This window comes from Plantactinospora sp. WMMB334 (genome assembly GCF_049179095.1).
In the GTDB taxonomy this organism is placed as follows: Bacteria; Actinomycetota; Actinomycetes; order Mycobacteriales; family Micromonosporaceae; genus Plantactinospora.
On the sequence record NZ_JBMHME010000002.1, the window covers coordinates 391,527 to 413,518 of the forward strand.

Sequence of the window (21,992 nt, forward strand, 5' to 3'; positions counted from 1 at the left end):
GTGCGGGTGTCGTGTGGCTAGATGTCGACGCCGGACATGTCCGGGTAGCGGTCGCCCGCCGCCGCCCCCACCGGCGCGATGCCGTCGAGCAGCGCCAGGTCGTCGTCGCTGAGCCGCAGGTCGGCGGCTGCCACGTTCTCTTCGAGCCGGCGCACGCTCTTGGTGCCGGGAATCGGCACGATGTCGGGGCCCTGCGCCAGCACCCAGGCGAGGGCGAGCTGCGGCACCGTGACGCCGTGCCGGCCGGCGAGCTGCCGCACTCCGTCGACAAGTGCCGCGTTGCGGCGCAGGTTCTCGCCGCCGAACCGGGGCAGCGTGCTGCGGAAGTCGTCCCCGGCGAAGCGGGTCCGCGCGTCGATCGCCCCCGACAGCAGGCCCCGGCCCAGCGGTGCGTACGCGATGAAGCCGATCCCCCACTCGTGCAGGCTCCGCAGCAGTCCACCCTGCGGATCCCGGCTCACCAGGGAGAACTCGGTCTGCACGGCGGTCACCGGGTGCACGGCGTGCGCCCGGCGGATTGTCTCCGCCGACGCCTCCGAGATCGCCAGATACCGCACCTTGCCCTGCGCGACGAGCTCGGCCAGCGCGCCCCAGGTCTCCTCGACCGGCACGCCGCGGTCCACCCGGTGCTGGCAGTAGATGTCGATGGTCTCGACGCCGAGCCGGCGCAGCGAACCCTCGCAGGCCCGGCGCAGGTGGTCGGGACTGCCGTCGACCCGCACCACCCGGCCGGTGTCGTCCTTGACGTTGCCGAACTTCGTGGCGATCAGCGCCTCGTCGCGGCGGGACCGCAGCGCCCGGCCGATCAGTTGCTCGTTGGTGTACGGCCCGTACATGTCGGCGGTGTCCAGCAGGGTGACGCCGAGGTCCAGGGCGCGGTGGATCGTGCGGATCGACTCCGCGTCGTCCCCCGGTCCGTAGAACTGCGACATCCCCATGCAGCCGAGTCCGATGTCGGAGGTGGTCGGGCCGTCCCTGCCGAGTTGTCGCATCAGCGGTCCCCCCTGGTCAGCAGCGCGGTGATCAGCGGCTCCCAGCGCAGCAGGTGCCGGTCGGGCAGGTACTCGTCGTGCACGCGGCGCCGGGCCGCCGCACCGAGCCGGGCGGCGAGGCGCGGGTCGCCCAGCACCCGCCGGATCGCCTCGGCCGCCCCGGCGGTGTCCGCCGGGTCGAGCAGCAGACCCGACTCCTCCGGCACCACCTGCACCCGCAGCCCGCCGACCGCGTTGGCGAGCAGCGGGCGGGACTTCCACATCGCCTCGGTGGCGGTGAGGCCGAAACCCTCGGCGAGGCTCTTCTGCACCACCACCGAGGCGTGCTGTTGCAGGGCGTTCACGACCAGGGCGTTCTCCCGCTGGTCGGCCATGGGCAGGCAGAGCAGCTGGACCCGGGACCGGAGCGCCGCCGGCAGCCGCTCCCACTCGCGGCGGCACTCGGTGAACATCTCGGCCGCCTCGGGATCGTCGGAGACCCCGCTGACGTCCGGCCCGGCGAGGGTGAGGCAGCTCTGCGGCACGTCCGCGGCGGCGTACGCCCGGAGTACCCCGGTCATGTCCTTGAGCCGGTCCCAGCGGGAGACCTGGACCACCATCGGGGTCCGGGCGCCCGGCGGGTCGCCGTCGCGGACCGCGACGGCCGGACGCCGGAGCTCGACCGGCGGTCCCGCGCCGAGCGGGACGGTGGCCGGCCGCCCGTCGCCGCCGGCCAGGATGCCCACGGTGCGCAGCACCTCGACCGCCTTGGCGGGGCTGAGCCCGACGTTCTTCGGCAGGCACGGGTCGATCGAGGGGGCGACGACGTGCGGATCCGGCGCCCACGGCTGGACGTGCGGCGGGATCAGGAACGTCGTGGCGTCGGCCCGCTCGACGTACGGCCGGATGAAGGCCCAGCCCCGCGTGGTGTGCGCGTTCGGCTCGTCGCTACCGGTGTGCGCCCGGTACACCACCCGGGCGCCGAGCTCCCTGGCGTGGCCGACGAGCCCGGCCGGCTGCGCCTCGTGCACGACCACCACGTCGCCGGGGCGCACGTAGCCGGCCATCTCGTCGGCGTTGGCCCGCAACACCTTGCGGTAGTGCTCCTGCTCGGCCCCGCCGGTCGGCCCGCCGTCGCCGGGCGAGCCGTAGACCAGGGTGCAGAGCCGCTTCGTGATGGCGAAGAACTCGGCGTCCCCGTCGATCACCAGCCAGCGCACCGGCAGCCCGAGCGCCCGGGCGAGCGGGATCAGCGAGTGCAGCAGCTCCGCCACGCCACCCCCGGCGGCGGTCGAGTTGACGTTCCAGATGGTCCGTCCGGCCAGGGCGGCCCGGAGGCGCCCGGCGCCCGAGCGCAGCGTCGCGCTGCGCTCGGGGCCGAGAACCTGCCGGTACGCCGCAAGGTCGGCGGACCCGACAGCCACCTCACGCATCCGCCGGCTCTCCCAACGCCGCCACCGGCTTGGCCAGCGGCTCGAAGCCCTCGGTGATCCAGACACCGGTCCAGAACTCCGGGTCGGAGGGGAGGACCAGCTCGATGAGGGAGGGCCCGTCGTGGCCGACCGCGGCGGCCAGGGCGTGCCGGAAGTCGGCGAGCCGGGCCGCCGCGTGGTCCCGGTCGAGCCAGTTCGTCAGGTCGACCCGGCGGGCGTGCAGCCCCAGGACGGCGGCGGCGTCCGCATACCGCATCCCGGGTGCGTTGTCGAGGTAGTGGTGGAAACCGGCGTCCAGCAGTGTCTGCCCCCGCGACTGCTTGCGCAGCGAGACACTGCCGCCGTTGTTGCAGACCACGAACGTCAGCCGCGCGTTGGTCTGCACCGCCGCCACCAGGCCCTGTAGCCCGTTGGTGAGGCCCTGGTCGCCCACGGTGCAGATCACCTGGACGTCCCGCTCGGCCACGGCCAGGCCGGTCGCCGTGGCCGTCCCGCCGCCGACGAACCCGCCGTGGTCGCCGAAGACCCGCAGGCCGGCGGGGAGCAGGTCGTAGACCTCCGCCAGCAGCCCGCCGAACATCTGGCTGTCGTCGACCAGGGTGACCGGCTTCTGCTGCCCGGCCGCCACCTCGTCGACGGCCCGGGCGAGTCCCTGCCGCACCCGCAGCGCGGCGTCCGGCACCTCCCAGCGCGGCGGGGAGGGTTCGCGGACCAGGTCGGCGTACCACCGGGGCGCGCCGTTGCGGTCACCGAGCGCGGCGGCGAGGGCGTGCAGCGCGCCGACCACGTCGCCGCCGACGAGGGTGCCGTCGTCGCCGAGGTAGCCGTTCTTGCGCACCGCGTCGGGCTTCGAGGTGATCGCGACCTTCGGCCCCGCCGGAAGCTCACCGATCACCCGCGGATACATGTTGCGGTCCTCGACCGTGACGATCAGGTCCGTCGACTCCATGATCCGGCGGTGCGCCGGGGAGTTCGGGTCGTACCAGCCGACGAAGCCGGGCACCTCGGCGGCGTCGATCCGCTCGAACATCATCGGGCCCCGCCGGTATTTCACCTGGAGCACCGCGCTGCCGGTCGCCCCGCTGAAGGCGGCCAGGGCCCGCCGGATCCCCGGGTGTCTGAGCGCGTAGTCGTCGAGCAGCACCACCGGACGGGCCGAGGCGGAGAGGCGGGTCACCGCCTCGTGCAGCGCGTCCCGGTCGACCGGGGTGTGGTACGGCCCGGCCGGCAGCTCGCGCAGCGCGTCGAGCGGCACCCAGTAGCTCTCGGCGACGTCCTGCGGCACCCCGAAGAGCACCGGCCCGAACGGGGCCCGGCGCACCGCCAGGTCGGCCTCCCGCAGCGACCGCACGAGTACGCCGACGGCGGCGGCCCGCTCCGCCGTGGCGTCCGCCGGCGGCACCGCCCCGAGCTCGTACCACGCCTTGGCGAACTCCCCGGAGGCGGAGATGAGGTTGGGCTCACCGTGCGGCGGCAGGAACGGGGCGGATCCGGTCGACGGCATGCCGACCACGACAAGCGTGCCGACCTCGTTGCGCCGGGCCGCGCCGACCGCGCCGAGCGCGTTGGTCAGGCCGCGCGCCGCGTGCACGATCGCGGCACCGCGCCCCGGACGCAGCATGCTCGCGCCCGCGGCCTGGAAGACGCTCTCCCGGTCGCCCCGCCCGTTGCGCAGCATGCCGAGCCGGGCGGTGGCGTCGCAGAGCGCGAGTTCCGAGGTGCCGGCGTAGGTGAACGCCACGGTCACGCCGAGCCGGTGCATCGCCAGCGCGACGGCCTCGGCGCCGCTGAGCATCACGTCGTGCAGCTCCCGGGTCACCTGCTCGACGGCGTACCGGATCGAGTCGGGGGAGCAGGCCAGGACGGTGGCGACCGCGTCACCGAAGGCCGCGACGCCCCGGTCGGCGATCAGTCCCATGGTCAGGCCGCGTGGCGTGCCGGAGGAGTGGTGCAGCAGGTGGCGCAGGAAGTCCTCCACGGTCGCCGTCCCGCGCGCGGCGCGTACCTCGGAGGGGTAGAGGCCGAAGGCGAGCAGCGCCTCGTCGCGGATGCCCTCCGGCACCACGTCGAAGTCGATATCGGTGGCGTTGTCGGCGCTCAGCTCGTCGAAGATCAGGCCGTCGTCCTGGGCCAGCGTGATCCGCAGCCGGTAGTGGCCGGGCTGCTCGGGCACCCGCGCCCGCACCAGGACCCGGGTGGCGGCGTTCGGCGGCAGCGACCGCGGCAGCGCCGCCCGGATGTCCTGGGTCGGTACGTGCCGGCCGTCCGCGTCGTACCAGCGGTAGGTGACCCGCACCGGCTGCGGCGGCGCCGGGGTCAGCAGCGCGGTGCCGACGTTCTCCACCCGGCAGGTGAGGGTGAGCAGGCTGTTGGCCTCGACATCGTCGTAGATCGGCTCCTCCGGCGTGACGACGGTCCGGCACTCCTCCGCAGCGAGCCGGTCCCCGACCGCCCACAGTTGCCGGGGCTGCTTGCCGAGCTGCTCGAAGAGCTGGCGCTGGCCCTGCTCGTGGGTACGGGTGTGGTTGGCCTGGAAGCCGTGCCGCGCCCCCTCGGCCAGCGCGGCCGGCACGACGGCCAGGGAGTAGACCTCGCGGCCGGGCAGGTCCACCACCCCCAGGACCTTCCACTCTGCGCGGTCCACCACGGCCACCGCCGCGGTCTTCACCGAGGAGTCCACGTAGCGGTGCGGGCTGATCCCGACGAAGAGGTGGTCGTCGGTGGCGGCGAAACCGCGCGGCCAGCCCGGCAGCGGGAGGCGGCGGGACGGTCTTCGCGTCGCCTCCGGGATCTCGATGAGCTCACCGGCGGCGGAGTCGCAGACCAGCCACACGCCGTTCTCGTAGTGCGGGTGGTGCGGTGCCCGCAGGCCGGTGAGCAGTGGTTCTCCGGTGTCGAGGGCGACCACCCGGCCGGTGGACGGCTTGCCGTTCTCGTCCCAGCCGCGACGGCGCAGGAACGGACCGAACCCGGAGACGACGATCCGGTCGCGGTAGAGCGCCAGGCTGTTGAGGTGCCAGCTGTCCGGCTCACCGGGTGCCCGCCAGCGCCAGAGGATCTCGCCGTCCCGGCCGATCGACTGCACCTCGTTCTGCGTGGTGGCGACGACCAGGATCTGGCCGTTGACGCAGAGGATGTCGTGCGGCGTGGAGACGTCGTCGAGCCGCTGGTAGCGGCGTACTCCGGCGGAGTCGTAGGAGACCAGCTCCGCCGGGCTCCCCTCGGCGCTCCACAGGCAGCGGTACAGCAGGGTGCCGTCCGTGCACATTCCGGTGCTCGACACCCGGTCGACGGCCTCGACCGTCTCGCCGAGGGCGAACAGACCACCGCCGATGGTGTGGTGTGCGTCGAAGCACGATGCCAGCAGGACACGGCCCGGCGGTAGCAGATCACGTGTTCCCGACCATGTGTCGTACGAGCGTCCGGTCACGACGCTGCCTCCTTACTCCCCGCGGTCAGCGGGACCTCGCGATGCCGGGCCGCGATGACTCGCCCGGCGATCAGGGTGGGGTCGTGCTCGGCGATCACCTCGATGTGACCGCCGTCGTCCGAAGGACGGGCTTCTGGAGGGCCGGCTTCCGAGGGGCCGGCTTCCGCACCGGCGGTGCCACGACCGGCCAGACAGACCACGCCACGGCCGCGCTGCCGGGCGAAGACCGGTGCGGCGGCGCGGATCAGCCGGTCGTCGTCGGTCATGTCCACCACGACGTCGAAGCCGCCGAAGGTGCGTACCGCCTCGCCCACCAGGCGTGCCGGCCGGGTGGCCGGGGTGGTCAGCACCGCCAGGCGGTCGGAGCGGGCCGTGCCGGGCGGCCGATCGGGAGCCGCGCCGGCCACCATCACGTGGGCGCCGGCGGCCGCCAGTTCCTCGGCGACGTGTGCGGTGACGGTGCCGGCGCCGGTGGCGGCGACCAGGACCACCGCGTCGCCCAGCGGGCCGGCCGTGGTGTGCAGCAGTGGTTTCGCGCGCATCAGCGGCCAGTACTCGTCGGCGATGCCCTGCGCCTCGTGCAGCGACGAGTAGCCACCGGCCGCGTCGGCCGCCTCGATCACCGATCTGGTCTGCGCGAAGTGCTCCGCGCAGATCCGTGCCTGGGCGGCGTCGGCACCGCTGACCACCTCGCCGATGCCGGGCAGCAGCAGGACCCGGGGCAGGTCGCGGCGGGGGCCCTGCCGGCGGGCCTGCGGGTCCGCGTGGCGGTCGAACATGTCGGCGTAGCGGGCCCGGTAGCGGCCGACCGCCGCGCGTACCCCCGCCGGGGTCAGCTCCTGCGGGGTCAGCGCGAGGGGCCGGTAGCCGACCGTGACCAGGGAGTCGGGACAGCCGGGACCGTACTGGCTCAGTCGTGGTCCGCGCCGGGAGGAGGCGAACCGGAGCGCGCCGGGGCCGGTCTCCGCCCGTACGACGATCGGGTTGTCGCCGTCGCGCAGCGCACCACGGATCACCGGCAAGAGCTCGACCAGGACGTCGTCCGCCCGCTCCGGCGCCATCGCGGTCACGGCCGGACCGCCGAGAGTCCGGGTACGGGGGGTGCGGGCGGCGTGCAGCGCGTGCGTGGCGCGTCGCACGGCCTCCAGCGAGTTCCGGTAGCACCGCTCGCTGGTTTCGGCCCAGGTGAAGATCCCGTGGTTGGCGAGGAGGACGAAGCGGCAACCCGGTTGCGCCTCGATGCGGTCGGCGAGTTCCTGCGCGACGCCCATGTCGAACTGCCGGTAGTCGAACCAGATCGCCTCCTCGCCGAAGTGCGCGGCGGCCCGCCTGCGGCCGTCGGGGATGCAGGTCAGCGCGATGACCGCGTCGGGATGGCAGTGGTCGACGTGGGTGGCGGGGATGAACGCGTGTGTCAGCGTCTCGATGCCCGGAGGCTTCTGCCGCGGGCGCATCGCCGCGGCGGCGACCCGGTCGAGCATCGTGCGGCTCTCCAGCGGCGGCACGTGCCGGAGCTCCCGTAGCGTGGCCAGGCGCAGCGCCGGGAAGTCCTCCTCGGTGGTGCTGGCGCCGTCGCAGCCCCAGGAACTCATCCAGAGCGTCGGCTCGCCGTCGAGGGTGCCCTTGGCGGAGAAGTTGCCGCCGCCGGCCCGGGTCAGTGCGACATCGGTGCCGATCAGGTGGGACCGGAGCAGCACCTGGTCGCGGGGGGTACCGGCGTCGAACCGTACGCCGTCGCGCGGTAGCGGGGGTGTGAGGAGATCCAACATGGCACCCTCTCCAGGGCAGGGCTCGACGGCGCGGCAGGGCGCTGCCGAGCGGGGTGTTCTGGTGCTGGATGTGGGTGGTGTGCGGCCTAGCGGGTCGGGACTCCGGCCGGAGTGATGGGCAGGCCGGCGGGGGTGAAGGGCAGGATGGTCCGCCCGTCCACCGCCAGTCGGCGTCCGGTGGCGTCGAACCGCATGTCACGGAAGTCGGGCACCACGGTGTGTGCGCCGGTCGCGCGCAGGCGGTCCGCGCGCCGCTGCGGCCCCAGGGCCACACAGGTCGCGCCGGCCGCCACCGCGGCGGTCACGCCGCTGAACGCGTCCTCGAAGACGAGGCAGCGCCGGATGTCGACGCCGAGGCGCTCCGCGGCAAGGCGGTAACAGGCCGGGTCCGGCTTGCCCACCGGGATGTCGTCGGCCCGGACCTGCACGTCGAAGTGGTCGGCGAGGCCGAGTTGGTCGAGCACCGCGACCGCCTTCCAGTCCTGTGCCCCGGTGACCAGCGCCGTGGGCACCCCGGCGGCGCGCAGGTCGTCGATCAGGCGTATCGCGCCGGGGATCTCGACGTAGCGCAGGGTCTGGTCGTTGACCCGCAGCCGGTCGTAGATCGCCGGCTGCCGGGTGGCGGAGATCGCGGGAAAGAGCACCCGCAGCGTGTGCTCGGCGTGGCGACCGAAGACGTGGTCGTCCAGGTCGTCGTCGCTGATGACGAAGCCGAATTCGGCGGCCAGTGCCTGCCAGAAGGCGGTGACGGTCTTTTCGGTGTCGACCACGACACCGTCCATGTCGAAGAGCACCGCCTGGTATTGGTTCGCGGGCTGGTATTGGTTCGCGGGCATTCCGGTCACCCCCGTGTTCGGGATCGGTTACGGCAGCCGCAGGGCGGTGCCGGCGTACTCGGCGGTGAAGGTTTGCTCCGCCTCGTCCGCGGCGGGGTCGCGGAGCACTCCGTGCAGCACCTCCAGCGGTGCGCTGACCGCGTCGGCGCCGTCCAGGTAGGCCTGGGTGAACTGGCCGACGTTCTTCACCGACGCGGCGACGATCTGCGTGTCGCCGCGCCGCAGGGCGCCCAGGGCGCGCACGAGATGGGTCTCGGTGCGCGGGTCCCGCCAGGCCCGGTCCAGGTAGGGAATGACCGCCGCGCATCCGATCGACTCCGCGACCACCATCGCGTGAGGGCTCTGCGCGGCGGTCAGCGCCACCCGGACGCCCGCGTCGCAGAGCCGGCGGGCCAGCGCGATGCCGGCGGGCGTGAACATGAGCTTCAGGGTGACCCGTTCCGGGTCGAGCCGCCACGCCGCCCACGCCTCGGCCTCGATCTCGCCGTAGGCACCGCAGGGCTGGTAGAAGAACTCGAGTTCGCCGCTCTTGGCGAGCAGGTCGGAACAGTGGCGCAGCGGGTCCTCGGCGCACCGGCGCATCAGCGTCGGATTCGTTGTCACGCCATGGATCAGGCCGGTCTCGGTGGCCGCGCGAACGTCCTCTGGACTGGCAGAGTCGAGATAGATGGACGTCATTTCTGCACCTGTCTGTGGGTACGGATGGAACGTCTGGGGGAGTGTTACCGGCTATTCGGCCGGTGTCGGAGTCAGTAAAGCACAGAGGACATTGGACCGCACAAGACCGGCGACGCGGTGCGTGTGCGGATCACTGCACATTGTGCGTTGTAGCTGATCTACGTCTTCAGAAAACTGCTGGTCGAGTGGTGCGTGGCGCCGGGGGTGGTGGCGATGTTCGTCATATGAAATCTGGCTCCGGCGCCGAGAAGTGGCTGGTAGAACCGCCTCTGCGTACCCGATCATCGCTTCTCCCCGCGGAAATAACTGCTTAACAATGCAGAAAGGGAATGGAAAAGAGCACGTCTCTGCCGAGGTCTCCCGGTCGATGGCTTGACCGGTACAGGCCCGGGTGACCTGTACCGGTACAGGCCAGGAAGACACTGTACCGGTATAGCACAACATCCCTGTACCGGTATAGACTGCCGGAGGAACGCGTGCGAGGAGGATGCCATGGAACCGCCGACAGCGTTCGTCGTGGCCCTCGGCAGGGTCAACGCCGAACTGCACAGCGCCGGCCCGGTCGCGCCACCGGTGCCGCACGCCGAGCGTCCGGGACGCACCCGGGCGGTGCGCGTCGCGCTCGCCCACGGCCTCATCCGCGCCGCCCGCCTGATCGAGCCCGCCTGATCGAGCTCGCCTGGTGGCCGCGCTGATAGCCTGGAAGCCATCGGCGGTGGCGGACGCACCGCCGCGGCGGCGGCGGTCGCGAGCCTCGTGCCCGGGTGGCCGCGGGGGTGGCCCGATGACGGTGCCGGTCCCGCACCGACGACGAGAGCGGGAAGGGTCGACGTGGCGCGGCGGGTGACACTCCAGACGATCGCCGACCACATGGGCGTGAGCCGGATGACCGTCTCCAACGCGTTCTCCAAGCCGGACCAGCTCTCGGCCGGACTGCGACGCCGGATCCTCACCGCCGCCAAGGACCTGGGTTACGTGGGGCCGGACCCGGCGGCCCGCGCCCTCGCCCGGGGGACCACCGGCGCCGTCGGCATCGTGCTCACGTCGTCGCTGCGATTCGCCTTCACCGACCTGGTCGCCACCAGCTTCCTCGGTGCGATCGCCGAGCAGCTCGGACCGACCGGGCTGGCGCTGACCCTGCTGTCGTCGACGGAGAGCGGTGCGATCATCCCCGCCCGGGACGTCGCCATCGACGGCGCCCTGATCTACTCCTGCGACCCCACCTCGACCGCGGTGGACTACCTCTCCCGCCGCCGGCTCCCGCTGGTCTACGTGGACCAGGAACCGCTCGACACGGTCTCCACCATCAACGTCGCGGACCGCGCCGGTGCCCGGGCCGCGGCCCGGCACCTCGTCGAGCTGGGGCACCGCCGGATCGGGCTGCTGATGTCCGGGCTGCACGGCCCGCACGGGCTGATCGACCCGAAGGACGTGACGATCGACGGCTACGCGGCCAGGCAGCGCCTGCTCGGCTGGCTCGACGTGCTCGGCGCCGCCGGGATAACGCCGCTGGTCGCCCGGCAGCCCACCACCGACCTCGAACAACCCAGGATCGGCGCCCGCCTGCTGCTCGACCGTGCCGACCGGCCGAGCGCCCTCCTCTGCTACTCCGACGCCATCGCGCACGGCGCCCTCCAGGTGGCCGAGGAGTTGGGGATCGACGTGCCGCGGGAGTTGTCGATCGTCGGCTTCGACGACAACCCGCTGGCCACCCAGCTCCGCCCGGCCCTGACCACCGTGCACCAGGACATCAAGGCGAAGGGGCGGGCCGCCGCCGCGGCCCTCACCGCCGCGATCGCCACGGCGCGCGCCGACGAGGTGCCCCCGCTGGAACACATCGTCCTCCCCGCCGGGTTGGTGGTCCGGGAGAGCACCGCGCCGCCGGCCGCCTGACGGAACCGGCCGCTCCGGCGGGGCGGGCCGGCCGCCTCCGGCATGACGGGCCGGCCGCCTCCGGCACGATGGGCCGGCCGCCTCCGGCACGATGGGCCGGCCGCCTCCGGTGCGGCGTGCCGTGGATCACACCGGAGGGCATCCCCGGTGCGCGGCCCGGCCCGGCGGCGAGATTCGATCCCGGTCGGCCGCCGGCGATCCGCGTTCGACACGATCGGGAGCTAGCTTAGGTGCGTGACGGAACTTTCCCAGGTCCCACCGACCCCGCCGGCCGGACTGCCCGGCACCCTCGGCGAGCTGCGTGCCGCAGGGCACCGCTACCGGACGGTCAAGCAGGAGCTCCGGGACAACCTGCTGGACCGGCTCCGGTCCGGGCAGCCGCGTTTCCCCGGCATCGTCGGCTACGACGAGACCGTGCTGCCGGAGGTGGAGCGGGCCCTGCTGGCCGGGCACGACATGGTGCTGCTCGGCGAGCGCGGCCAGGGCAAGACCCGGCTCATCCGGGCCCTCGGCCAACTCCTCGACGAGTGGACCCCGGTGATCCGGAGCTCCGAGCTGAACGAGCACCCGATGCACCCGCTCACCCCGGCGTCCCGCCGGGCGGTCGCCGACGTCGGCGACGAGCTGCCGATCGGCTGGCTGCACCGGTCGATGCGGTACGGCGAGAAGCTCGCCACCCCGGACACCAGCGTCGGCGACCTGATCGGTGACGTGGACCCGATCCGGGTGGCCCAGGGGCGTACGCTCGGCGACCCGGACACGATCCACTTCGGGCTGGTACCCCGGACCAACCGGGGCATCTTCGCGGTCAACGAACTGCCCGACCTGGCCGAGCGGATCCAGGTGGCGCTGCTCAACGTGCTGGAGGAACGGGACATCCAGGTACGCGGCTACCAGCTCCGGCTGCCGCTGGACCTGCTGCTGGTGGCGAGCGCCAACCCCGAGGACTACACCAACCGGGGTCGGATCATCACGCCGCTCAAGGACCGGTTCGGCGCCGAGATCCGGACCCACTACCCGCTCGACCTGGACCTCGAGCTGGACCTGATCCGGCAGGAGGCGGCACTGGTCGCGGCCGTGCCGGAGCACGTGCTGGAGGTGCTGGCCCGGTTTGCCCGGGCGGTGCGGGAGTCCCCGGCCGTCGACCCCCGCTCCGGGGTCTCGGCCCGGTTCGCCATCGCCGCCGCCGAGACCGTCTCGGCCGCGGCGCTGCGCCGGGCCGGGCTGCTCGGCGTGGCCGGCCCGGACGGGCAGCCGGCCGCCCCGGCCGACACCGAGCCGGTGGCCCGGGTCGGCGACGCGGTCTCGGTGACCAGCACCCTGCGCGGCAAGGTCGAGTTCGAGAGCGGCGAGGAGGGCCGGGAGATCGAGATCCTCGGTCACCTGCTCCGGACCGCCACCGCCGAGACCTTCCGGGCCCGGCTGGCCGGACTCGACGTCTCCGGCTTCACCGCGCTGGTCGCCGACGGCGCGATCGTCGAGACCGGCGAGCTGGTCGGCCCGACCGAGCTGCTCCGGCAGGTCGGCACGGTGCCGGGGCTGGCCAAGGCGCTGGACCGGCTCGGGCTCGGCGACGCCCCCACCCCGGCCGAGGCGGCGGCCGGCATCGAGTTCGTCCTCGAAGGACTGCACCTGACCCGCCGGCTGGCCAAGGACGTGACCGACGACGGCCGTACCCGCTACGGCGGCCGCAGCCCCGACGGCGGCGGCCGGCACCCGGGAGGCGGCGGTCGCGATCCCGGTGGCCGCTCGGACCGCGACGACGACCGGGCCTGAGCGTGGCCGGCGGAAACCGTTTCCGGTACGGCTCCTGGCGCGGCGGCCCCGACCCGCTCGCCCCGCCGTACGACGTCCGGGCCGCCGTCGACTCGGTCGGCGCGGAGGTGCTGGGCGGCGGCAGCCTGCGCGAGGCGCTGCGCAACCTGCTGCGGCGCGGGCCGGAGGGCCGGGGTGGCCTGAACGACCTGGTCGCGCGGGCCCGGCGGATGCGCCGGGAGGCGCTGCGCCGGGGCGACCTGGACGGCACGGTGACCCGGGCGCAGGCCCTGCTCGACCAGGCGCTCGCCGCCGAGCGGGACGAGCTGCGCGGCCGGGACGACGACGATGCCCGGTTCGCCGAGGCGGTCCTGGACAACCTTCCCTCCTCGACCGCGCGTGCGGTCGAGGAACTCTCCGGCTATCAGTGGGCCAGCGACGAGGCCCGCGCCGCCTACCAGCAGATCCTCGACGGCCTGCGCCGGGACGTGCTGGAGCAGCGGTTCACCGGGCTGCGCGACGCGATGCGCGGCGCCGCCGACCCGGGCGCGCAGCGGCAGCTCGCCGAGATGCTGCGCGACCTGAACGACCTGCTGGCCCGGCACGACCGGGGCGAGGAGACCACCGACGCGTTCGCCGAGTTCATGCGGCGGCACGGCCAGTTCTTCCCGGAGAATCCGGAGACGGTGGAGGAGCTGGTCGACGTGCTGGCCCGCCGGGCCGCCGCCGGGGAGCGGCTGATGCGCTCGCTCTCACCGGCCCAGCGGGAGGAGCTCTCCCGGCTGATGGAGTCCTCGCTCGGCCCCGAGCTGGCCGGGCAGCTCTCGGCGCTCGACGCCAACCTGCGCTCGCTCCGTCCCGACCTGGCCTGGGACCGCCGGGAGCGGGTCCGGGGCGACCAGCCGCTCGGCTACGGCGAGGCGGCCGGGGCGCTCGGCGAGATCGCCGACCTGGACGACCTGCTGGACCAGCTCGGCCAGGAGCATCCGGGGGCGACCCTGGACGACATCGACGTCGACTCGGTCCAGCGGAACCTGGGCCGGGACGCCGCCGACGACGTACGCCGGCTGCGGGAGCTGGAGCGGGAGCTGCGCCGGCAGGGCTGGGTGACCCGGGGCGCCGACGGGCTGACCCTGAGCCCGAAGGCGCTGCGCCGGCTCGGTGGCACGGCCCTGCGCCGGATCTTCGCCGAACTGGCCGCCGGCCGGCAGGGACAGCACGACCTCCGCTCGGCCGGCGCTGCCGGTGAGGTCACCGGCGCCTCCCGCCCCTGGGCGTACGGGGACGAGCAGCCGCTGGACGTGGTGCGTACGGTGGCCCGGGCGGTCCGGCGCGGCGGTGCCGGGGTGCCGGTGGCGCTGGCGGTCGACGACTTCGAGGTGGTGGAGACCGAGCGGCGCGCGTCGGCGGCGGTGGCGCTCTGCGTCGACCTCTCCTTCTCGATGATCTCCGAGGGGCGCTGGGGGCCGATGAAGCAGACCGCGCTGGCCCTGTCGCACCTGGTCGCCACGCGGTTTCCGCAGGACGCGCTGCAGATCGTCGGCTTCGGCCGGGAGGCGATGCCGCTGACCCAGCAGGAGTTGGCCGGGGTGGAGCCGGACATGGTGCAGGGCACCAACCTGCAACACGCGCTGATGCTGGCCGGCCGGCACCTGCGCCGGCATCCCGGCTCCGAGCCGGTGGTGCTGGTGGTGACCGACGGCGAGCCGACCGCGCACCTCGATCCGGAGTACGGCGGCGGGGTCTTCAACTGGCCGCCGCTGCCGGAGACGATCCAGGCGACGGTGGCCGAGGTGGACAAGCTGACCCGGTACGGCGCGACGATGAACCTCTTCATGCTCGGCGAGGACCCCGGGCTGCGCCGGTTCGTCGACGCGGTGGCCCGGCGCAGCGGCGGTCGGGTCTTCACGCCCGACCTGGACGACCTCGGCGAGTACGTCGTCTCCGACTACCTGCGGACCCGACGCGGCCGACGCGGTCGCTGACCCGGTAGCCGGCCTGGGAGCGTTCCCATACTCCGGGACATGACGATCTAGGGATAGTCGGCAGCATTACCGTCCTGTTAACCGATGGGAGTGAATATGCTGCGACGTCAATCCTTGGGGCGGCTCTGCCTGGCCGGCGCGGCCGCCGTACTCGCTCCGCTCGTCGCGTCCGGCACGACGCAGGCGGCCGGCACGGCGCCCGTACCCGACAGTGTCGCCGTGGCGGCGGTGCCGCCGCTGGACCAGCTCACCGTCAGCACCACCCAGGTCGCCTTCGGCCTGCAACGCCCGACCGCCATCACCGCCCCCGACGACGGCAGCGGCCGGCTGCTGATCGCCGAGAAGCAGGGGACGATCCGGGTCTACCACCCGGAGACCGGGCTGGCGGCCGACCCGCTGCTCGACATCCGGGACCGGGTCGACACCTCCGGCAACGAGCGCGGCCTGCTCGGCCTGGTCACCACGGCGGACTTCGCCCAGACCCGCACCCTCTACGTCACCTACACCGCCCTGCCGGAGGGGACCGTCACGCTCTCCCGGTTCACCCTGGACACGGCAGGCCAGTCCCCGGTCCCGCCCGGCGGCGAGCAGGTCGTGCTGACCCAGCCGCACGCCGAGTACTCCAACCACAACGGCGGGCACGTCGCGTTCGGCCCCGACGGCTATCTCTACTGGAGCATCGGTGACGGCGGCGGCTCCGACGACGTCCTCGACTCGGGGCAGAACCTGGACACCCTGCTCGGCAAGATCCTCCGGCTCGACGTGAGCCGGTCCTGCGACGGGCGGCCGTACTGCGTACCGGCCGACAACCCGTTCGTCGGCACCGCGAACGCCCGGCCGGAGATCTGGGCGTACGGGCTGCGCAACCCGTGGAAGTTCTCGCACGACCTCGGCGGGGACGGCTCGCTCTGGATCGCCGACGTCGGCCAGGGCACCTTCGAGGAGATCGACCACCTCGGGGCGGCGCAGGCCGGCGCCAACCTCGGCTGGTCCTGCCGGGAGGGGCCGCAGGTCTTCAACCCCGACCGCTGCCAGGCCGGCGCGGAGTACGTCGAGCCGGTCTACTCGTACCGCACCTCCACCGACGGCTGCGCCGTGATCGGCGGGTACGTCTACCGGGGCGAGGAGTACGCCGACATCGCCACCGGCACCTACCTGGCCACCGACTACTGCTCCGGCACGGCGTTCGTGGTCCGGCCGCCGGCCGGCCCCGGCGGGGCGTACCAGACGCGGGCGCTGACCGAGCTGACCATCCAGCCGACCAGCCTCGGCCAGGACGCCAACGGTGAGCTGTACCTGGTGAACGACCTGCCGGGCCAGCTGCACCGGATCGAGTTCGGCAGCACCGCGACCCCGCCGGCCACCTGCCGGATCAGCTACCGGGTCGACCAGCAGTGGGGGACCGGCTTCAACGCCACGGTCACCGTCACCAACATCGGCGTCCAGCCGGTCAGCGGCTGGACGGTCGGCTGGACCTTCCCGGCCGCCCAGCGCGCGAACACCTTCTGGAACGCCACCGGCAGCCAGCAGGGCGCGGTCGTCACCGCCCGAAACGCCAACTGGAACGCCGACATCCCGCCCGGCGGCACGGTCCAGTTCGGCTTCCTCGCCTCGAACACCGGCGCCAACCCGGCGCCGACCGCCTTCACCCTCAACGGCAACACCTGCGCCTGAGGTGTTAGGAAGGGCCCCCGCTACAACAGAAAACGATAAGCGGGGGCCCTTCCTTACGCTTCGGCCGTCGGCAGGTTGACGGAGTATTGTCGGCAACCCGACAGATCACTACTTATTGTTACGACATCATTACTCTATGAATGGTGGTGCGCTAACCCTGGTGGTCTCCGGGCCGGTCCCCGGCAGCGAACGCGGCGACGCCGAATCGGCCTCCGCACTGGCCCGGGAGCTGCACACCCGGACGATCCTGCACGTCGCCCGGCCCGGCGCGGACGACTCGCCGGCTGCAGCCCGCTCAGGTCTCGCCGACCCGGCCGGTGACATCGGGCCCGGCCCGCTCGGCCGCAAGGGTGGCGGCGCCGGGACCATGGCCGAACTGGTCGTGACCGGTCTCTTCTCGGCCACCACCGTCGCCGCGCTCGCCCAGGTCGCGGTCGCCTTCGTCGAGCGGGGTGCCGCCCGGCGGATCGTCCTGCGGGACGGCCGGCGCAGCCTGACGATCAGCGCGCCCCGCGAGGAGACCGAGCAGATGGTTGTCGAGTGGCTCGGCGTACCACCGACACAGAGCGGCGCCGGGTCCGGTGCCGACTAGCCCGCCGGCCGGCCGTTACGCGCTGCTCGTCGCCGTCGGCGAGTACGACGACCCGTCGCTGGACCAGCTTCGGGCCCCCGAGCAGGACGTCGAGCGGCTGGCGGCGGTGCTGGAGGACCCGTCGGTGGGGAACTTCACCGTCCGTACGTTGCAGGACCCGGCCGACCACGAGGTACGCCGGGAGATCGAGGACCTGCTCACCGACCGGGTCAACGACGACCTGGTGCTGCTCTACTTCTCCTGTCACGGCATCGTCGACCCGTTCCACAGGTTGTACTTCGCGGCCGCCAACACAGACCGGACCAGGCCGGCCAGCACCGCGATCTCACGCTCCTTCGTCAACGAGCAACTGGAGGCGTGCCGCGCCGCCGCGAAGGTCCTGGTCCTGGACTGCTGCTTCGCCGGTGCGTTCGCCGAGGGCTTCAAGGGAGCGCCGCAGGGTGCGCTGGACGGCCAGGTCGGCCGCGGGTACGTGGTGATCAGCGCCTGCGACAGCTACGAGTACGCCTTCGAGTCCGACGGCCTGGTCGAGTCCGCGCCGCGCGGCTCGATCTTCACCGACGTCCTGTTGGAGGGGCTGGCGACCGGCGGTGCCGACCTGGACGGCGACGGGCGGGTCGGGGTCGACGAGCTGTTCCGGTACGTCCACGACGGGGTGGTCCGGCGCCGGCCGGACCAGAAGCCGAAGTGGAGCGCGTACAACGCCGAGCCGCACATCTACCTGGCGAGCGTGCCGGCGGCGCCACACCTGCCGCGCGACCGCGAGGCGGTGCCGGGGGCGGTGGCCAAGGCGGCGGGGGAGGCGGCGCCCCGGCCCACCAACCACAACCGGCACCAGGCGGTCGTCGCCCGTGGCTTCCGGGCCGGCGCAGACCTGGTGCGGCGCACCTTCGGCCCGCTCGGCCGGCGGGTGCTGGTGGAGGACGCCTCGGGGGCGTACCACGAGCTGTCGGACGCCGCCGGTGTGGTGCGGCTCTTCACCGCGTACGACACCCGGGACGCGATCGGCACCAGCTATGTCCGGGAGCTGGTGGAGGGGGTACGGCACCGGGTCGGCGACGGCGCGACCACCACCGTGGTGCTGGCCCAGGCCATGATGGACGGCGCCACGGCGGCGCTGCGGGCCGGTGCGAACCCGGTGGCGCTGTGCCGGGGGATCGAGGCGGCGGCCCTGGCGGTCCTCGCCGAGCTGGCCGACCTGGCGGTGCCGGTCGAGACGAAGGAACAGCTCAGGATGGTCGCCACCATCGCCTCCGGCGACGAGGTGATCGGCGACCTGCTGGCCACCGCGATGGAACGGGTCGGCAAGGACGGTGTGGTGATCGTCGAGGAGAGCAACCTCTTCGGTCTCGAACTCGAGCTCACCCGGGGCACCCGGGTCCCGGCCGGGCATGTCTCGCCGTACTTCGTGACGGACTCGGAGGGAGCCGAGGCGGTGCTGGACGATCCGTCGATCCTCATCGTGGACCAGCGGCTCTCCGCCGTACCGGAGTTGCAGCCGCTGCTGGACGAGGTCGGCAGGTCGGGCCGGCCGCTCGCGGTCTTCGCCCGGGACGTCCGGGACGCCGCCCTCACCGCGCTGATCGTCGGCAAGATGCGGCACACCCTCGACTCCGTCGCCGTCCGGCTGCCCTGGGCGGACGAGGAGCGGTGCACCGTCATGGCCGACCTGGCGCTGCTGACCGGCGCGCAGGTGGTCGGCGAGGCCGAGGGTGGACTCGCGGCGGCCACGGCCCGGGTACTGGGCGGCGCCCGCAAGGTGATCACCACGCGCCGGGACACCACCGTGGTGGACGGGGCGGGCGATCCGGAGCTCGCCCGGCGCCGGGTGCAGGGGCTGCGGGTCGAGCTGGCCCGGCTCGGGGGAGAGCACGGCCGGGAGGTGCTGCGGGAGCGGCTGGCCCGGCTGGGCGGCGGGGTCGCGGTGATCAGGGTCGGCGAGTCGACCGAGGGACAGTTGAAGAAGCGCAAGCGGCAGATCGACGACGCGGTACGCAACGCGAAGGCGACGGTCGAGTGGGGACTCGTCCCCGGTGGCGGCGCGGCGCTGCTCACCGTGGCCGGTCGGATCGGTGGCCGGCTCTCCGGCGGCGGTGACGAGGCGCTCGGCTACGCGGTGGTCGTCGACGCGCTGGCCGCGCCCTACGAGGAGTTGCTCCGCAACGCCGGACGGAACCCGGTGGACGGGCCGGCCGATCTGCGCCGCCGGGGCCCGGGAATCACCTTCGACGTGGTCGCCGGCGAGTACGTCGTCGCGCTGGACGCCGGGATCGTCGATGCGGCCGCGACGCTGCGCCAGGCCGTCACCGCCGCGGCCGGGGTGGTGACCCGCTACCTGATGATCGGTTGATCAATCCCGTGATTTGTGGATCGCTTGGTCGGTGGGTCGGGCTGGCGGGTAGCCGGCGCCGGGAAGTCCCGACGCCGGCCCCAGCCCATGCTGCTACGTGGTGCCGCCGACGTGCAGCAGGTCAGCGAGCCTCTCGGCTACCGGTGCCGCCTCCAGGTGCAGCCACGACACGTTCAACCTGTCGTCACCGAGCACGGCGAGCAGGATGTCGTCGCTCACCCCGTACACCGTGAAGTAGCCCTGGTGGCTGTGTACCGTCAGTTCGCGCAGCGGACCCTGCTGGAGGGTCATCCCGCACTGCCGGCCGAGCCCGAAGGTGGTCGCCGCGAGCGCGGCGAGATCCAACGGCTCGGGGCCGGCGGTGAGATCGTGCCCCAGCAGTTTCCCGTCGATCCTCGCCAGCACGGCACCCCGTACGCCGGGCACCCGGTCCCGGAGCGCACTCAGCTCGGCGTGCAGTGCCGACTGTCCGGTGCCGCCCGGCTGTCCGGTGCCGGCGCGGTCCGGCGGCCGGCCGGCGGGGCCGGATCGGTCGAGCGCTTCCTCCGGCAGGATCTCCTCACCGCCGCTGTCGAGGCGTGCGCCGGGATGGCGGCGGGGCAGCGGGGTGTCGGACGGCTCCCCGCCAGCCCTCTGGAACTGGGTCACGGTCAGCACCGGTCCTCGATCTCTTGTGCGTGACGCACGACGGATGCGAGGTGGACGTGGGGGCAGGCCGGAGCAACGCGACGGAACGGATTCTCGCCCGCGCGGGAACTGAGCGACCGGATCAGGTGGTGGTTCGCCACTGACAGCGCCTCCATTCTGGGTGTGAACGTCACTGCCCGTAGTGCCGTCATGGCGGGACGGCGTGTCAGGGCTGCGGCCGGTCTGACGCGCGAGTGCTCCTGCGGAAAAGAGGGTCGCATGCCGGGGTGCAAGTTGCATCTCGCGAGACAGGTATTTGTCTGTGCAGCTAACTTACTGTTGACCCGTCCGCGATGGAACAGGGCGATACGACCGATGTTGCGGCCCATGGCCGGTCGTTCTGCGCACCACACCACTGCGCACAGTGACCGAAACTGAGTGTGACTGCACGTGGCGTCTGCAAACCACAAATGCACGTGCGCTTCCCAGGTCATTGCTGGGACGCCTGTGGACGGCACCGGGACGCTGTGTCAGAGTGCAAGGTAGGGACATTTACGAATTCAACTGCCTGATGCGCTGACTGCGGGGAGAAGCGCGGTGCTGTCCATCATCGCCGGACGTGGAACGGTTGAGCGACGTTGATACCGCTCGGAGCGGGGGCGCTGCTCGAGTACCGGGTGACCGACGCGATGTCGGTCTGTGCCGGCGTGGTGCGCGTGGCCAGGTTCTTCTTCGCCCTCACCGACCCCGACCCGCCGACGTGCTGGCACTGGCAGGCGAACGCCCGGGACGACAACGGCCTGGTGGGGGCGACCGACGGCGCGGTACTGGTCCGCACCGGCTGCGGCGGCGGCTGGGTCAACCTCACCGTGGAGCTGCACGCCGAACGGCCGACGGTCGAGACGGCCGGCTGGGACGACGCGGTCGAGGTCTCCTACCGGACCCTCGTCGGCCAGTCACACGTCAGGTCGGCCCGGGGAGGCGGCACCGACTTTCCCCGGATCAGCTTCCGGGGGCCGGGCAGTTACCGGATCCGGGTGCATGCCCGGGGGCGGCAGCTTCCGGTGGGCCGGACCGCGGGTGACCGGGCGGAGGAGTATCTGCTCCAGGTCTGGCCCGCTCCGGCCGGGCGTACCCAGATTCTCCGGAGAGCCGAGGACTGACCGCCGGGCTTTCGTCACGGCATGCGCCGGATTGGGCGCACGGCGGCTTCCGTGCCGGGCCCGTGCCGGATCCGGGATTGCCGGACGGATTGTCCGACGGTGCGGCTCGGGCGTGCGACATGCTTCGCCTGTCGGTCCGCCGCGCGACCCGACGCCCGGTGGGCCGCCCTCCACCGGGCGTGGCGGCGGACCGGCGGGGCCGGCCGGCGTCGCGGTGCCGCCGACGGCCGACCCCGCAGAGGCCCCGGGGCGGGCGTCCGCAGTCCGGCCGTTACCTTCCCCCGTAGCTGGCGGTCGGCCCAGCCCGCCCCGGTGCCAACGTCCCGAGCCAACTCCTCGGCCCGAGCCGACTCCTCGGCGGAATGCCACGAACGGCCACTGCCATCCGGCTGATCACACGTCCTGAAGGGGCCGCGGCAGGGGCGTGAACGTCTGGCGGGCCCGTAGGGTCACCGAGAGGTCAAGGTTTGGTTATTGAGGATATCCAGCGGGTCCGTGCGTGCTATACGGTGACCGGGTGAGAGTTGAGCGGCACTGGTGGAACGGCGATCGGGGTCCGCGCTCACGGCGCGACGTCTACATTCGTACGGATGGGCAGCGATGGGAAGTCGAGGCCCAGGTCGGGGGCGCCCAAGGGCGCTCGAAGGTGCAGCAGTGTCCCGGTGAGGCCTCCGCGCGCATTCTCGCGGACGCCTGGCTCGGTGGGCGCTCGGGCTGGCGCGAGATGGTGCTCTGAGTCGACCGCCGTCCGGGCCGGTCGCGCAGAGCTGTCTCGCGGCTCCGTTTCGGGAATTCACGAGGCAGTGCCGAGCCGGGGGTCTGAGTGATCCCTCGGC

General features: G+C 73.0%; 15 protein-coding genes. 8 read left to right on the plus strand and 7 right to left on the minus strand.

Features of this window, described 5'->3' with window-relative positions; translation table 11 throughout:
• Positions 1 to 17: 17 nt before the first annotated feature.
• From ACN27G_RS01700 to ACN27G_RS01725, 6 genes are all read right to left on the minus strand, one after another.
• Entirely contained in the window at positions 18 to 992 is a 975-nt protein-coding gene (locus ACN27G_RS01700) for an aldo/keto reductase (protein ID WP_421491010.1), read from the minus strand.
• Entirely contained in the window at positions 992 to 2,404 is a 1,413-nt protein-coding gene (locus ACN27G_RS01705) for a glycosyltransferase (protein WP_421491011.1), read from the minus strand. The genes ACN27G_RS01700 and ACN27G_RS01705 overlap by 1 nt, the downstream gene beginning before the upstream one ends.
• Positions 2,397 to 5,834, minus strand: a complete 3,438-nt coding sequence (locus tag ACN27G_RS01710) for a DUF4915 domain-containing protein (RefSeq protein ID WP_421491012.1) — start codon at positions 5,832 to 5,834, stop codon at positions 2,397 to 2,399. The genes ACN27G_RS01705 and ACN27G_RS01710 overlap by 8 nt, the downstream gene beginning before the upstream one ends.
• Positions 5,831 to 7,603 (minus strand): class II aldolase/adducin family protein, encoded by a 1,773-nt coding sequence (locus tag ACN27G_RS01715; RefSeq protein ID WP_421491013.1) that lies wholly within the window; start codon positions 7,601 to 7,603, stop codon positions 5,831 to 5,833. The genes ACN27G_RS01710 and ACN27G_RS01715 overlap by 4 nt, the downstream gene beginning before the upstream one ends.
• Positions 7,604 to 7,689: 86 nt before the next feature.
• The gene (locus ACN27G_RS01720) at positions 7,690 to 8,439 is read right to left on the minus strand and encodes an HAD family hydrolase (protein WP_421491014.1); all 750 of its coding nucleotides are present in this window, start codon (positions 8,437 to 8,439) and stop codon (positions 7,690 to 7,692) included.
• A gap of 27 nt (positions 8,440 to 8,466) precedes the next feature.
• Positions 8,467 to 9,042: a transaldolase family protein gene (locus tag ACN27G_RS01725; RefSeq protein WP_421491015.1), complete on the minus strand. Its 576-nt coding sequence runs from the start codon at positions 9,040 to 9,042 to the stop codon at positions 8,467 to 8,469.
• A 567-nt stretch (positions 9,043 to 9,609) separates the two neighbouring features.
• Here ACN27G_RS01725 and ACN27G_RS01730 point away from each other — a divergent pair.
• The 7 genes from ACN27G_RS01730 (at position 9,610) to groEL (ending at position 19,366) form a co-directional block, all read left to right on the plus strand.
• Entirely contained in the window at positions 9,610 to 9,786 is a 177-nt protein-coding gene (locus ACN27G_RS01730; protein ID WP_421491016.1) for a hypothetical protein, read from the plus strand.
• Positions 9,787 to 9,960: 174 nt separating this feature from the next.
• Positions 9,961 to 11,010: a LacI family DNA-binding transcriptional regulator gene (locus tag ACN27G_RS01735; protein ID WP_421491017.1), complete on the plus strand. Its 1,050-nt coding sequence runs from the start codon at positions 9,961 to 9,963 to the stop codon at positions 11,008 to 11,010.
• Between the two features lie 234 nt (positions 11,011 to 11,244).
• Positions 11,245 to 12,786, plus strand: a complete 1,542-nt coding sequence (locus ACN27G_RS01740; protein ID WP_421491018.1) for a magnesium chelatase — start codon at positions 11,245 to 11,247, stop codon at positions 12,784 to 12,786.
• 2 nt (positions 12,787 to 12,788) lie between these two features.
• Entirely contained in the window at positions 12,789 to 14,750 is a 1,962-nt protein-coding gene (locus ACN27G_RS01745; protein ID WP_421491019.1) for a hypothetical protein, read from the plus strand.
• Positions 14,751 to 14,846: 96 nt separating this feature from the next.
• A complete protein-coding gene (locus ACN27G_RS01750) occupies positions 14,847 to 16,424 on the plus strand; it encodes a PQQ-dependent sugar dehydrogenase (RefSeq protein ID WP_421491020.1) in 1,578 nt (525 codons plus the stop codon).
• Between the two features lie 136 nt (positions 16,425 to 16,560).
• Positions 16,561 to 17,016, plus strand: coding sequence for a hypothetical protein (locus ACN27G_RS01755; protein WP_421491021.1), 456 nt, complete (start codon positions 16,561 to 16,563; stop codon positions 17,014 to 17,016).
• The gene (groEL, locus tag ACN27G_RS01760) at positions 17,006 to 19,366 is read left to right on the plus strand and encodes a chaperonin GroEL (protein WP_421491022.1); all 2,361 of its coding nucleotides are present in this window, start codon (positions 17,006 to 17,008) and stop codon (positions 19,364 to 19,366) included. Before ACN27G_RS01755 ends, groEL begins: the two co-directional genes overlap by 11 nt.
• Positions 19,367 to 19,459: 93 nt before the next feature.
• Here the strand turns inward: groEL and ACN27G_RS01765 are convergent, their stop codons facing one another.
• Positions 19,460 to 20,014, minus strand: coding sequence for a roadblock/LC7 domain-containing protein (locus ACN27G_RS01765; RefSeq protein ID WP_421491023.1), 555 nt, complete (start codon positions 20,012 to 20,014; stop codon positions 19,460 to 19,462).
• Between the two features lie 617 nt (positions 20,015 to 20,631).
• On the opposite strand from ACN27G_RS01765, the gene ACN27G_RS01770 reads away from it, so the two are divergent.
• Positions 20,632 to 21,156 (plus strand): hypothetical protein, encoded by a 525-nt coding sequence (locus tag ACN27G_RS01770; protein ID WP_421491024.1) that lies wholly within the window; start codon positions 20,632 to 20,634, stop codon positions 21,154 to 21,156.
• The last annotated feature ends 836 nt before the right edge of the window (positions 21,157 to 21,992 follow it).

Excerpts from the sequence above, each read along its gene's own strand:
- ACN27G_RS01720 (WP_421491014.1), bottom strand. The coding sequence starts at position 8,439 with ATGCCCGCGAACCAATACCAGCCCGCGAACCAATACCAGGCGGTGCTC.
- ACN27G_RS01755 (WP_421491021.1), top strand. The coding sequence starts at position 16,561 with ATGAATGGTGGTGCGCTAACCCTGGTGGTCTCCGGGCCGGTCCCCGGC.
- ACN27G_RS01705 (WP_421491011.1), bottom strand. The coding sequence starts at position 2,404 with ATGCGTGAGGTGGCTGTCGGGTCCGCCGACCTTGCGGCGTACCGGCAG.
- ACN27G_RS01750 (WP_421491020.1), top strand. The coding sequence starts at position 14,847 with ATGCTGCGACGTCAATCCTTGGGGCGGCTCTGCCTGGCCGGCGCGGCC.
- ACN27G_RS01715 (WP_421491013.1), bottom strand. The coding sequence starts at position 7,603 with ATGTTGGATCTCCTCACACCCCCGCTACCGCGCGACGGCGTACGGTTC.
- ACN27G_RS01700 (WP_421491010.1), bottom strand. The coding sequence starts at position 992 with ATGCGACAACTCGGCAGGGACGGCCCGACCACCTCCGACATCGGACTC.
- ACN27G_RS01730 (WP_421491016.1), top strand. The coding sequence starts at position 9,610 with ATGGAACCGCCGACAGCGTTCGTCGTGGCCCTCGGCAGGGTCAACGCC.